We start from the raw sequence: 14157 nt of genomic DNA on the forward strand, positions 1-14157 counted from the left end.
TTCTAGGCGTTATTAATTTCATTTAATTTATTGTAAAAAATGTTTCTCACATCCTCATTTTTTACTTTATTTATCACTTCGGCTAAAAAACCCTCAATCATCATACGTTTTGCTTGTTGTTCATTAATACCTCTTGATCTTAAATAAAATATAGATTCTTGATCAATGCTTCCAGAAGATGAACCATGAGAACATTTTACATCATCAGCATATATTTCTAATTCAGGTTTAGATAAAAATTTTGATCTGTCTGATAATAATAATGCTCTTGATAATTGATACCCGTCAGTTTTTTGAGCTTTTGAATCGACAAAAATTTTACCTTGAAAAGCTGCAACAGAGTCATCATGAAGTGCAGATTTTACAAACTGAGAACTTCTCGTGTTTTCTTCATTATGATTAATTTCCCATTTAATTTCATGAAAACATTTTTGACTTAAATGCTGAATGTTATTCAATGATACGAATGCATTTGTTCCATTCAAATCTGCAATAATTTCATCACGGCAAGAACTCACATTATGAGAAAAGTTAAATTTTTCAAACTCAGAGTTTTGTTTTAACTTTGATCTTATAAAATTATAAATTGTTTTATTATTATTTGTGCTATTTAAATAATATTTTACTAAATTAGCATCTTGTTCTAATTCAATGTCTAAATTTTTAGTAAAGAATAAATCTTTTTCATCTTCAAAAATATTTTTTTCATAAATTTCAGTTTTTGAATTTTTATCCAGATAAATAAAATTTTTGTTGTTGATATTGTTTCCATCAAAGTCTTTTGAAAAATAATTATAAATGACTATAGGCTTTTTAATACTTACATTACTATCTACTTTAATTTCAAATCCAGGTGTAAAGAATGCATTATTAAAATCTAAGATTTGATTTTTTTTAATCTCATAAAATTGATCTTGTTTATATTTAGTAATTTCTAAACCTTCTTCTTTAATATCATCACTAATCAGTACTCCATCTTTTAACAAAACTTTATAATGATCAAATTTTTCAAAGTGAGTGTCATTAAAAGATTTGTCCTGATTTAAAGAAAACTTTAAATTTTGAAACTGAATAAGGTCTTTGGATAAAGGTGAATATTTCCAATGCTCTTGCTTTAAACTTGGAACTCCTTTTTGACAAAATCTTTCAAATGCATCAACACGTGATTGTACACTTTCAGAATTAATGAATTCTAAGTTTTTAAATCCTTCAAAATGATTTTTGAGTTTTTCTAAATCGTTCATTTAACTTACAAATTTAGCGTAACCATCGTTTTCTAACTCTAACGCTAATTTCCAATCACCACTCTCAACTATTTTTCCATCAGAGAACACATGGACAAAATCAGGCTTGATATAATTTAATAATCTTTGGTAATGCGTAATAATTAAAAAAGACCGTTCAGGTGATCTCATTGCATTAACACCATTTGATACGATTTTTAATGCATCAATATCAAGACCAGAGTCAGTTTCATCCATAATAATAAAGTTCGGCTCAAGTAATGACATTTGTAAAATTTCATTTCTCTTTTTTTCACCACCAGAAAATCCAACATTAAGTGGTCGAGATAACATTTCTTTATCAATTTTTAGTTTTTGAGATTTTTCTTTAACCAAATTTAAAAACTCAACTGCATTTAATTCTTTTTCTCCTTTTGCTTTTCTTACAGCGTTGAGTGAAATTCTTAAAAAATTATTTGTAAAAACTCCTGGAATTTCGATTGGGTATTGAAATGCTAGAAATATTCCTTTTTGGGCTCTTTCTTCAGTATTAAGTTCTAATATGTTCTCACCATTATAATTAATCTCTCCTTCTGCCTTGTACCCTTCTTTTCCTGATAAAGCGTAAGATAATGTGCTTTTTCCAGATCCATTTGGACCCATGATGGCATGAACTTCACCTTTGTTAATTTTAAGATTTAGCCCTTTAATAATATCTTTATCTTCAACACTTACTTTTAAATCTTTAATATCAATCATTAACCAACACTTCCTTCCAAACTAATTCCAACTAACTTTTGAGCTTCAACCGCAAACTCCATTGGCAATTGTTGTAATACTTCTTTACAAAAACCGTTTACAATTAAACTCACTGCCTCTTCTTGATTTAAACCTCTTTGTCTACAATAAAACAATTGATCATCGCTAATTTTTGAAGTTGTTGCTTCATGTTCAACTTCTGAAGAGGAGTTTTTATTTTCAATATAAGGTACGGTATGAGCTCCACATTTGTTTCCAACTAAAAGAGAGTCACACTGAGTAAAGTTTTTTGACCCTGTTGCTTTTGGATGAACTGAAACTAAACCTCTATAAGTATTATCAGCTTGACCAGCAGAAATTCCTTTTGAGATAATTTTACTTTTAGTATTTTTTCCAAGGTGTATCATTTTTGTACCTGTATCTGCTTTTTGAAAATTGTTTGTTATTGCAACAGAGTAAAATTCACCTTGAGAGTTATCACCTCTTAAAATACAACTTGGATACTTCCAAGTAATTGCAGATCCTGTTTCAACTTGTGTCCATGAGATTTTAGAATTTTTTCCTCTACAATCTCCTCTTTTTGTTACAAAATTATAAATTCCACCTTTTCCTTCTTTGTCTCCTGGATACCAATTTTGAACAGTCGAATATTTTATTTCTGCACCATCTAATGCAACCAGTTCCACGTTTGCAGCATGAAGTTGATTTTCATCTCTCATGGGTGCCGTACAACCTTCAAGGTAAGATACATAACTATCTTTATCTGCAATAATAAGTGTTCTTTCAAACTGACCTGTATTTTGAGCGTTAATTCTAAAATATGTTGAAAGCTCCATTGGACATCTCACACCAGGTGGAATGTAAACAAAAGATCCGTCTGTAAAGACTGCAGAATTTAATGTTGCAAAAAAATGATCTGTAACTGGAATAACTGAACCTAAATATTTTTTAACAAGTTCTGGATGTTCTCTTGTTGCTTCTGATATTGAACAAAATATAACACCAATTTCTCTTAACTTATCTTTAAAAGTTGTTGCGACAGAAACAGAGTCAAATACGGCATCAACAGCAACACCTGATAACCTTTTTTGTTCTTCTAATGGAATACCTAATTTGTCATAAGTTTTTTTAATTTCAGGATCAATTTCATCTAAAGATTTTGGTCCATCTTTAAAACTCTTTGGAGCAGAATAGTAATATAAATCTTGGTAGTTAATTTTTGGATACTTTGGTTTTTGCCAATCAGGCTCTTCCATTTTTTGTAGCCTGTTATAAGCATTCAATCTCCAGTCTAACATCCACTGGGGTTCTTTTTTTTGTTTGGAGATAAATCTTATCGTCTCTTCAGATAAACCTTTGGGAACTTCAATAGTATCAATATCAGTTACGAAGCCATGATCATATTCTGATCTGTCTTGATACTGTTGTATTATTTCATCGCTTGCGCTCATTTTAATCCCTAAATTTAGTTAATTCCCCTTCGAAAAAACTTTATTTTTAAAGGTTACTTATGATATAAGCCACCTTCTTTAATTTACAACTATAGTATGAAACTTAACAATTCTGAAATATTTATCAACGGCCCAGACGGGAAATTAGAAGCAAAATACGTTCAAAGTAAGAGAGAGAACGCACCTTTAGCAGTCATTTTACATCCTCACCCAGAGTATGGCGGCACGATGAATAACAAAGTAGTATATCACGCATATCATACATTCTTAAAAAATGGTTTTTCAGTTTGTAGATTTAATTTTAGAGGCGTTGGAAAAAGTGAAGGAAAGTTTGATAATGGTCTTGGTGAGTTATCAGATGCAGCAGCAGCACTAGATTTTATTCAAAGAAATAATGCAAACTCAAATGAAAGTTGGGTTGTTGGGTTTTCATTTGGAGCACTAATTTCAATGCAACTATTAATGAGAAGACCAGAAATTTTTAGATTTATTTCAATCTCACCTCAACCGAATATTTTTGATTTTAATTTTTTGGCACCATGCCCTACATCAGGTCTTGTCATTCATGGTGACCAAGATCAGCTTGTACCAAAAGATACAATGATTGTTCTAAAAGAAAAATTAGTTAGTCAAAAAAATATTACCGTTGATTTTAATGAAATCAAAGGCGCTAATCACTTTTTTACAGGTAAAGAAAAAGACTTAGTTGATTGTATTGACGGTTATATCAAAAAAGAATCTAGGCTTTTTTAATCTCACCACCACTCATCGGATTTGCAACTCCAGTTGTATCTGGGAAAGTAATTGGTAATTTATTTGCTGATCTTGCAGCTAAATATGCAAAAGCTTGAGACTCTATAAAATCTCCATCGTAATTAAATTCATCAATGTCAAATGCTCTATCCTTAAGATAATTCATAATAGCTTTATTTTTACGTCCACCACCAGAAATTAAAATTTTATTAATTTTTTTTTCATTTAAAAAAGTCAAAATTAAATTTGCGGTAATATAAGACAAGGTTGCAAGTCCAACATCTTTTTCTAGGCTTCTAAATTCTGAGATAGAAAAATCATTAAAATCATAAGATGTATTTTCATTAAAACTAAAGCGATCAATATAATTATTGGCAACAATTAAATCTGGTTTAGACGTTAATGATTTCTCGCCATCTTTGTCATAATCAATGTTAAAAAATATCTTACTCCATTCATCTAAAAGACAATTTCCGGGACCTATATCAGTTGCAAATAATTTATCATTTTGAATGTAGCTAATATTTGATATCCCTCCGATATTTACTACTGCATCAAGGTTTTTATTTTTTAATTGCTGTAAAATAAATTCATGAAAAACAGGAGCTAAGGGTGCGCCCTGTCCTCCATGTTTAAGATCATTTTGTCTAAAATTGTAAACGATAGGTATTTTAAGTTCTTTTGATAATTTTTCAGTATTTCCTAATTGATAAGTAAATTGTTTTTTTGCATCATGAAATAATGTGATCCCATGAAAGCCAATTAGATTAACTTCATTTTTACTCTTTAAAATTAATTCTTTTATTAGTTTAATGTGAAGATTGGTGACTTTGTCTTCTGTTTCTATAAATAATTTTGTTTTTTTAATTTCAATTAAATCTTCGGGATTTTTAATGCTATTTTTTAATTTTTTAAGATTATTCTTTAATTCATTATTAAACTTTTCATATAAATTATAATGATTATGAAAAACGTCTTCTCCATCAGTTGTGGCCAAAGAGACATCAATCCCATCAAATGATGTTCCTGACATAGTGCCTATAGAATTAAAGGTTTTGCTCATATTTATAACTTTAAAATAGTCATTAAATACTGTATTCAAAAAAAAATGACAGTGAATGCGCTAAATATATTTAAAAATCGTGGTTATTTTTTTCAATGTACGAATGAAGAGGCATTAAACAAATTACTGGGTAATAAGAAAATTCATTTTTATATTGGGTTTGACTGTACAGCGAAGTCTCTGCATGTTGGTAGTCTTCTCCAAATTATGTGCTTAAGACAATTGCAAAAGCTTGGGCATACTCCTGTAGTTTTATTAGGGGGTGGCACTACACTTATTGGTGATCCATCTGGAAAAGAAGAAAGTCGTAAGATTTTAACTGAGGATGTGATTGAGCAAAATGTAACTAGCATAAAAAAAGTGTTTTCAAGTTTTTTATCAAATGAAGGTGATAACAAAGTAGTTTATGTAAATAATAAAGATTGGTTAAAAAATTTAAATTATATCGAATTTTTAAGAGATTATGGAAAGCATTTTACTATTAATAAAATGCTTACTTTTGATAGCGTAAAACTTAGACTTGATCGTGAGCAATCTCTAAGTTTCTTAGAATTTAACTACATGATTTTTCAAGCTTATGATTTTATGAAGCTTTATGAGACACATGATTGTTTATTGCAAATAGGTGGTTCTGATCAATGGGGTAATATTGTAAATGGAGTTGAGCTTATCAGAAGAACAAAATCAAAAGAAGCTTATGGTCTTACCACACCTTTAATTACAACTTCCTCAGGAGCCAAAATGGGTAAAACTGAGAAAGGTGCAGTTTGGCTAGATAAAGAACTTTTATCTTCCTTTGATTATTGGCAGTTTTGGAGAAATACGGATGATAGAGATGTCATTAATTATTTAAAATTATTTACTGAACTTTCTGAAGAAGAAATTGAAAAATTGTCCAAATTAGATGGTGCAAATATCAATGAGGCTAAGATCATTTTAGCTAATGAGGCTACAAAAATGCTACACGGTAAAGAAGAGGCTGAAAAAGCATTGGAGACATCAAAGAAAACTTTTGATGATAAAAGTTTTGATGAAAATCTTCCAACTTTAGAGATCAAAAAGAATGAGCTAGAAAAAGGAATTTCTCTAAAAGAAATGTTGATTAAAATTGGTTTTGCAACATCCAATAGTGATTTTAAAAGAAACTTTCAAAATGCTGCTTATAAAATCAATAATGAAAATGTAACTGATGAAAACCAAGCATTGACTATTGATAACTTGGATGGAGATACAATAAAATTATCATTTGGTAAAAAAAAGCATCACTTAATAAAAGTGATATAATTATTTTTTAAATACAGCTAAAAATCTCTGTACAAATCTTGGTGTAATTGTTCTTATTGGATTAACTTCAGTTTTAAGTTCTTTTGTACCTTTGATTTTAAAACTTGCTCCAAAAATACCGTCTCCTTTTTTACCGGTTAAAACTTTTCCAATTATAGGTATGCCTCTTACAATATTATTAATTGTATTTGCTGGTGCAAGACTGCCTGATAAACTTGTAAAATTATCTGCGCCAACCCTTCCTTCAATAATAAATCCAAGTGAAGGACCAGTTCCATAACATTCTATAATTTTTAACTGGTTGTTTCTTAACTCATACTTTAAGTATGCTTCTTTAAAGAAAATTCCTTTTCCTTCCAAAACATCTAAGGCGCCAGTTAATGATGCAATGGATAAAATGTTTGTAAGTATTGGCATTTCTTTTAAATAAAAATTATTCACCTTTATTTCAGTTACAGAAAAATCCTTACTTAAAGTTTCTCTTCTGATATCAAGGGTTCCTTTTTCTAAACCTTTTAAGAATTCATAATTTGATAAAAACGGCTTTGCCTTATCACTTCTAATAATTAATTCTTTGTTACCTGCTTTATTATTTTTAACCTCATGAGAAAAGGTGGTTAGATCATCAAAATTAGCAAATGAATTAAGTTTTGTAATAGTTCCTTTTTTAACCAAACTGGTATTTTTATAATTGATTAAAGAAGCGCCAGGTAAAAAAATTTTTTTTAAATCTACTTTTAAAGACCCATCAATTATTGAATTAAATTCAACATCTTTATTTCTTTCTCTTTGATTTAAAACTCTTCTTAAATCTAATTTTTCACCTTTAATTAAATAATTTCTTTTCTTCTTAGTAACACGAAGTTTATTATTATCTCCTAAATTAATTTTAATATTATCAAAATCTTTTAGATTAAATTTTTCATCAAGATATATGGACTGAATATTTATTTGGTCATTTTTAGATATAAAATTTAATTTTGAAATTTTGATATTTTTATTATTTTTGTAAAAAACAAAATTTAATTTTGAATTAACACCTTTATTTTTAGTATAATTAAAAAGTGATAAATCAACCTCTGAATTACTTAAATCAAGTGAAGTTTCGATATTAAATTTATTAAAATCTTTTAGTTTTGTTTTGATATTATAATTTAGATCATCTTTAATTAAAAAATCATTTTTTTTAAAAAATGTCTCTTTTAAATTAACTTCACCATTTAATTTAATATTAAAAAAATCTTTTGAGCTTTTTCTGTTAACAGCAAAGTTATTTTTTTTATTATTTAGGATAAAATCACCATTAGCAACAAGCTGTCCTTTACGATCAAATTTAATTAAAGAATTAATATTTTTAAAATCAAACTCATATGGATCGCTATATTTAAAATTAAGATTAGTAGTATTTAGATTAAATTGGGTTTTGTCTTTTATAACTTTAAAATTATTATCAAATTGTATGTCGAGATTAGAATTCAAAGATAATTGACCACCAATGTCTTTGATTTTTTCTAAGTTTAAATTTAATAAACTAGTGGAAATTTTGTTCAAATTTAAAGAAGATTTTAACTGACCGTCTATATTAATGTTACCGCGTAATTCTCTATTATCAATTGAATAACTGACTTCATCAGATTTTATACCAAAAGTTCCAAAAACCCCAATTACATTAGATAATACTATTTTATTGTTTTCAAAATCAATATTACCGGTCAAATCTTTGACAAAAGGAATATCCTCATAGATATCAATTGAAACATTTTTTAATTCACCTGTAAAACTGGTTGATACTTTTTGTTTTTGAAACTGATCAATGACTAGATTACCTTTTGCAATACCGTCTAAAAACTTTGTTTGATCTAAAACAGGTACTTTTTTGATTAATGACGTTTTTTTTAAATCTAAAATTTTATTATCATCAAAATCTATTTCTATTTTTTGTAACAAATATTTTTCTTCAAAAGATGATTTTAAATCTGAAAAAATTGTAAAAGATTTTAAGTTTATACTTTGCTTATCAACTAATATTTCAGGTTTATTAATTTTTATTTTTAAACCTAGGGTAAAAATATCTAATGAAATATTAGCTTCTTTAAAATTAGCTTTTGAATTTAGAATACGTTTTTCTATCTGGGTAATAATTTTATTATTAAATTTATCAGTTGAAATTCCATAAGATAATACAACTAGTGCAATAAATATTATAAAAATTAAAGCTGATAGTATTTTAAAAAATAGTTTCATTAATTTATTTTAATTAAAGCTGATTCTAAAAATTCTCCAATTTCACCGTTTAGCACATCGTCTGGACTTGTGCTTTCGACATTTGTTCTATTATCTTTAACAAGTTGATAAGGTTGCAAAACATAAGATCTAATTTGATGCCCCCAACCTATATCAGTTTTACTATCTTCTGCAGATTGCGCTGACTCTTCTCTTTTTTTTAATTCAAGTTCATACAATCTTGATTTTAACATTTTCATAGCAGTGTCTTTGTTCTTATGTTGCGATCTTTCATTTTGACATTGAACAACAATCTTAGTTGGTAAATGTGTTATTCTAACGGCACTATCAGTTGTATTAACGTGTTGTCCACCTGCGCCACTTGAGCGATATGTATCAACTCTCAAATCTTTTTCTTTTATTTCAATTTCAATCTTATCATCAATTACAGGGTAAACCCAAACACTTGCAAAACTTGTGTGCCTCCTTTGATTTGAATCAAAAGGTGATATTCTAACTAATCGATGAACTCCACTTTCGTTTTTTAAATAACCAAAAGAATTTAGTCCACCAATTTTAATTGTAGAAGATTTAATCCCTGCTTCTTCACCTTTACTTTCACTAATTAATTCACATGATCGGTCAGTTTTTTCTGACCACTTTAAATACATTTTTCTGATCATATCAGCCCAATCTTGACTTTCTGTACCTCCTGCTCCCGCGTGGACTTCTAAATAACAATCAAATTTATCAGCATCACCTGATAAATAACAATTTGCCTCTAGAGATTTAATTTTTTTAGTTAATTCTTTTAAAGATTTTTTTAATTCAGAATAAAGTTCTTCATCAAATTCTTTTTCTAAGGATATGATAAACTCATTTAAGTCGTTGTAGATTTGATTTTGGTTTTTAAATTCAGTTACAATTTTTTCAATTGTGTTTTTTTCTTTTAATATCTCTTGTGCTTTTTGATTGTCATCCCAAAAATTTTCTTCAATAGACTTTGCTTCTAATACTTTTAATTTTTCTTCAAGTGAATTTTGGTCAAAGATACCCCCGGATATTTTTTAATGAATTATCCAACTTTGACAGCGTATTTTTTTCTTCCAACATTAATATTCTCTTAAAATTTGATTAGAATTATAGCTATCGATATTTGTATCTAATTTAAAGCTTTCGTTAATAGAATTTCTTTGATCTTTAGACAACTTTCTTCCAGTTTTTGAACTTATCTTTGCAAATTTAACCGTCTCTGGTGGTTTAAAAAAAGGTATAAAATTATTTGGTTTTAACTCTTTCATTATATCGTAAAAAATAGGGAGCGCTGCCTTTGATCCTGTTTCTTTTTTTCCAAGAGTTGAGGGTTCATCAAAACCTACATAAACTCCAACTAAAAGTTCGGGGGTAAATCCAATAAACCAAGCATCTAAATTGTCATTTGTTGTACCTGTTTTGCCAGCAAGCTCTAATTTGAGTTTTTTTAATTTTTTTCCAGTTCCTCTTTCAACAACTCCTTTTAGAATATTTACCATCTGATAAGAAACATCTTCATTAAATACCCTTTCGTATCTATCTTCTACTGAAGGAGGTTTTTCATTTGCAAAACTATCGTTGCACCCTAAACAAAATAATTTTTCATTTTTATAAATAGTTTTTCCTTCTCGGTCCTGAATTAAATCAATTAATGTTGGCTCTAATTTTTTTCCCCCATTAACAAAAGAGCCATACGCTGAGGTAATTTGTAAAAGTGTAGTTTCTCCAGATCCTAAAGACGAAGATAAAATATTTGCCGTATTTTTATAAATGCCAAGCTGCTTTGCTTTATTATTTATTTTATTTAATCCAATGTCGTTTGCTATTCTAACAGTCATTAGATTATTTGATTTTTCTATTCCATATCTAAAAAGTTGTTTTCCATTAAAACGTCCAGAATAGTTTTTAGGTTTCCATTTGTATTCATCTTTATTTTGATAAATAACAAAAGGTGCATCAAGAACTACGGAGTTTGGTTTGTAATTATTTTCTAAAGCTACTGCATAAACAAAAGGTTTAAATGCTGAACCTGGTTGTCTTTCGGCTTGCGTAACTCGATTAAATTGATTTAAGTTAAAATCAAAACCTCCAGATAATGCAAGAACTCTGCCACTCCATGGGTTCATTACAACTGCAGCTCCATTTGCTTTTGGAATTTGTTCTAGCGACCATAGATTAGTTTTTTTTAATTTTTTAACATAAATAACATCACCAACATTAAAAATATCTTCCATATTTTTTGGGAAACCTTCGTGTAGATCTTGGGTTATTCTTTTTTTTGCCCATTTAGTATTTTCAAATAAAATAATTCCTTCTTTATCTGTATCAGTAAAAATTTTAGCTTTATTTTGATCGATATTTTCTACTAAGGCTAAATTAAAATCTCTTGATTTAAGCTTTTCATTTTTTTTGATTTGGTTAAATTTTTCTCTAGTATAGTTTTTATATAAAGGTCCAGTCCACCCGTGTCTTTTAGAATATAAAATAATATTTTTTTTAAGTGCTGAGCTTGTAACTTCTTGAATTTTTTTATTTAATGAAGTTTTTACAAACAAACCTTGTCTATAAAGTTTTTTATCTCCATACTGATCTATTAAATTTTTTCTCACTTCTTCAACAAAAAATGCAGGCGAAGTATCTATATTTAGATCTCTTTTTTTTAATTTAATTTTATAATTTAAAGATTTTTGCAACTCTTCCTTGGATATAAAACCATTATCTTGCATACGTTTTAAAACCCAATCTTTTCTACCCTTAACTGTATTAAAATTTCTGTATGGATTATATTTACTTGGGGCTTTCGGAAGTGATGCCAATAAAGCAGCTTCAGCATTATTAATATCTTTAATTGATTTATCAAAGTATGTCATGCTAGCAGATGCTATTCCATAGGATCTTTCTCCTAGGTAAATCTCATTTAAGTATAATTCTAATATTCTTTTTTTTGATAATACCTTTTCAATTCTAAAAGCTAAAATTGCTTCTTTTACTTTTCTTGCAAGTGATACATCAGAGGTTAGTAAAAAATTTTTTGCAACTTGTTGGGTAATAGTGGAAGCGCCCTCTAACCTATTTCCTGAAATTATGTTTTGAACATTTTTTATTACCGCTCTTGTAATACCTATTGCATCTATACCAGGGTGTTCATAAAAATTTTTATCTTCTGCTGATAAAAATGCATTGATCACTCTTTTCGGAACTTGATCAATTTTTACAAAGGATCTTCGCTCTCTAGAAAAATCTGCGATCACATCTCCGTCAATATCATAAACTTTCGTAGATACTGGTGGCTTATAAGTTTTTAAAAAACCAAAATCTGGTAGATCATTTGAAAAATACCAAAACAGGGAAAAAATTAAAAAAAGACCTAAAAATGAAAAGATTAGAAATAGAGCAATAATCTTATTTAAGTAATTTCCCATAAATTTCTTTAAATAATATTTAAATGATATAAATATGGCAATTATTACTATGTTCAAAAATTTTATCAAAAAAACAATGCAAACAAATTTAAAATTTAAGAAAGATTTATTATGGATAAAAAGATTCTTATTGATGCTTCGCAAGAGAAGCAAACAAGGGTTGCAATCACAAATAACGGTAATGTTGATGGCTATGAGTTTGAAAACATCAATAAAAAGCAACTAAAAGGAAATATTTACTTAGGAAAAGTAAGTCGAATAGAACCATCTTTGCAAGCAGCTTTTGTTGACTTTGGCAATGAGCGTCATGGGTTTCTAGCATTTAATGATATCCAGTCTGAATATTATCAGCTTCCGCAGTCTGACAAGGATGCTTTAAAGCAGGAAGAAGAGGAAATCAGAGAAGAATTAAACAAAGCAACAGAAAATATTGAAGAAAACCAGAATGAAGATCAAGAAGCATTAGATGAAAATGCACAATCAGATATCCAAGCTAATACTGACGAAGAAAATCAAGCAAGCAATGAAATTTCCGAAGCAGAAAATATCGAAAACAACAATGCTCTAAATGAGAACCAACTCGATAAAAAAATCGAAAAAATCAGAAGTAAAAGGAAAAAAAGATATAGAATTCAAGAAGTCATTAAACCTGGGCAAGTAATTTTAATTCAAATTGTAAAAGAAGAGAGAGGAAAAAAAGGAGCTGCTCTTACAACTTATATTTCGCTTGCGGGAAAATATATTGTTTTGATGCCAAATACTGCAAAAGGTGGTGGTATATCTAGAAAGATTTTTAACTCGCAAGATAGAAGACATATAAGAGAAATCATTAACTCACTAGAAATTCCAAAATCTATGGGTTTAATTGTAAGAACTGCTGGAGCTAAAAAAACTCAAAACGATATAAAAAATGACCTAGAAGTTTTGATTGGTATTTGGGATAAAATTAAAGATAAAACTTTAAAATCAAATGCACCAAATTTAATTCATGAAGAAGGAGATTTAATCTATAGATCTATAAGAGATTTTTTAACCTACGATACTGAAGAAATAATCATTGACGGTGATGATGCTTATGAAAAAGCAAAAAATTATGCGGATATAATCGCCAAAGATTCTTTGCAAAAAATAAAAAAACATAAAAATAAAATTCCACTTTTTCATTCAACAGGGATAGAAAAATATTTAAATAAAATTTATGACTCTAGAGTAACTCTTAAATCTGGGGGTTATTTAATTATCAGTCCAACAGAGGCTTTAGTTTCAGTTGATGTTAACTCGGGTAAAGCAACAAAAGAGAGAAATATTGAAAAAACTGCACTTGCCACAAACATTGAAGCTGCCGAAGAAGTAGCTCGACAAGCAAAACTAAGGGATCTTGCTGGTTTAATAGTTATCGATTTTATTGATATGGAAAATTACTCCAACAGAAGATTAGTGGAAAGAAAAATGAAAGAATCTTTAAGATCAGATAAAGCTAGGACGCAAGTTGGAAGAATAAGTAATTTTGGCTTACTTGAAATGACAAGGCAGAGATTAAGAGAAAGCTATATTAAATGGGAAACTGTACTATCAAAAGAGTCTTTTTGTGAAAAAATCCTTAGAAAAGTAGAAGAGAAAATATTTGATATTCCAAAAGTCAAAAAAGTAGAAGTTGAATTGTCACCAAAAACCATTCTTTACATGAAAGAAAATATGAATGATGAGATTAATTTTTTTGAAAAAAAATTCAAATTCAAAACTACTTTTGCAAAAAATGAAAATCTTCTTTCAAGAGAGTTTAAGGTAAATTTCTTAAATAATAAAAATAAAATATTAGATACGTATTCAGAGATTTCAATTAAATTACAAGAGCCTGAGGATTTAAAAGATACTAAAAAAAATAAGAAATTTAGAGGTAGTAAAAAATATAAGAATACAAAAAAGAAAAAAACAAAAAAATAATT

At 28.3% G+C, this 14157-nt stretch carries 10 protein-coding genes; 3 read left to right on the plus strand and 7 right to left on the minus strand.

What is annotated here, in order from left to right; genetic code table 11:
* Nucleotides 1-2: 2 nt before the first annotated feature.
* From ACTTAT_RS01980 to sufB, 3 genes are read right to left on the minus strand one after another with little or no spacing between them, the layout of a single operon-like run.
* On the minus strand, nucleotides 3-1244 hold the full coding sequence (locus ACTTAT_RS01980; RefSeq protein WP_440679384.1) for a SufB/SufD family protein: 1242 nt from the start codon (nucleotides 1242-1244) through the stop codon (nucleotides 3-5).
* Entirely contained in the window at nucleotides 1245-1982 is a 738-nt protein-coding gene (gene sufC / locus ACTTAT_RS01985; RefSeq protein ID WP_440679385.1) for a Fe-S cluster assembly ATPase SufC, read from the minus strand. It abuts the gene before it with no gap.
* A complete protein-coding gene (gene sufB, locus ACTTAT_RS01990) occupies nucleotides 1982-3433 on the minus strand; it encodes a Fe-S cluster assembly protein SufB (protein WP_440679386.1) in 1452 nt (483 codons plus the stop codon). The genes sufC and sufB overlap by 1 nt, the downstream gene beginning before the upstream one ends.
* A 96-nt stretch (nucleotides 3434-3529) precedes the next feature.
* On the opposite strand from sufB, the gene ACTTAT_RS01995 reads away from it, so the two are divergent.
* Entirely contained in the window at nucleotides 3530-4186 is a 657-nt protein-coding gene (locus ACTTAT_RS01995) for an alpha/beta hydrolase (protein ID WP_440679387.1), read from the plus strand.
* Here the strand turns inward: ACTTAT_RS01995 and ACTTAT_RS02000 are convergent.
* Nucleotides 4173-5249, minus strand: coding sequence for an anhydro-N-acetylmuramic acid kinase (locus tag ACTTAT_RS02000; RefSeq protein ID WP_440679388.1), 1077 nt, complete (start codon nucleotides 5247-5249; stop codon nucleotides 4173-4175). The two genes, ACTTAT_RS01995 and ACTTAT_RS02000, sit on opposite strands and share 14 nt — an antisense overlap.
* Before the next feature lie 45 nt (nucleotides 5250-5294).
* Here ACTTAT_RS02000 and tyrS point away from each other — a divergent pair, with 45 nt between their 5' ends.
* Nucleotides 5295-6533, plus strand: a complete 1239-nt coding sequence (gene tyrS / locus ACTTAT_RS02005; protein WP_440679389.1) for a tyrosine--tRNA ligase — start codon at nucleotides 5295-5297, stop codon at nucleotides 6531-6533.
* Here tyrS and ACTTAT_RS02010 read toward each other — a convergent pair whose 3' ends face one another.
* The 3 genes from ACTTAT_RS02010 to ACTTAT_RS02020 all read right to left on the minus strand — a co-directional run bounded on the left by ACTTAT_RS02010 (nucleotide 6534) and on the right by ACTTAT_RS02020 (nucleotide 12211).
* The gene (locus ACTTAT_RS02010) at nucleotides 6534-8777 is read right to left on the minus strand and encodes a hypothetical protein (protein ID WP_440679391.1); all 2244 of its coding nucleotides are present in this window, start codon (nucleotides 8775-8777) and stop codon (nucleotides 6534-6536) included. It abuts the gene before it with no gap.
* A protein-coding gene (prfB, locus tag ACTTAT_RS02015; protein ID WP_440679393.1) for a peptide chain release factor 2 occupies nucleotides 8777-9869 on the minus strand; the annotation gives its coding sequence in 2 pieces (ribosomal slippage) (nucleotides 8777-9811 and nucleotides 9813-9869; 1092 coding nt in all). The genes ACTTAT_RS02010 and prfB overlap by 1 nt, the downstream gene beginning before the upstream one ends.
* Nucleotides 9869-12211: a penicillin-binding protein 1A gene (locus ACTTAT_RS02020; RefSeq protein WP_440679394.1), complete on the minus strand. Its 2343-nt coding sequence runs from the start codon at nucleotides 12209-12211 to the stop codon at nucleotides 9869-9871. Before ACTTAT_RS02020 ends, prfB begins: the two co-directional genes overlap by 1 nt.
* A 111-nt stretch (nucleotides 12212-12322) precedes the next feature.
* On the opposite strand from ACTTAT_RS02020, the gene ACTTAT_RS02025 reads away from it, so the two are divergent.
* Nucleotides 12323-14155: an Rne/Rng family ribonuclease gene (locus ACTTAT_RS02025; protein ID WP_440679395.1), complete on the plus strand. Its 1833-nt coding sequence runs from the start codon at nucleotides 12323-12325 to the stop codon at nucleotides 14153-14155.
* Nucleotides 14156-14157 lie beyond the last annotated feature (2 nt).

Origin of the sequence: Candidatus Pelagibacter sp. HIMB1517 (assembly GCF_052047895.1) — a bacterium.
In the GTDB taxonomy this organism is placed as follows: Bacteria; Pseudomonadota; Alphaproteobacteria; order Pelagibacterales; family Pelagibacteraceae; genus HIMB114.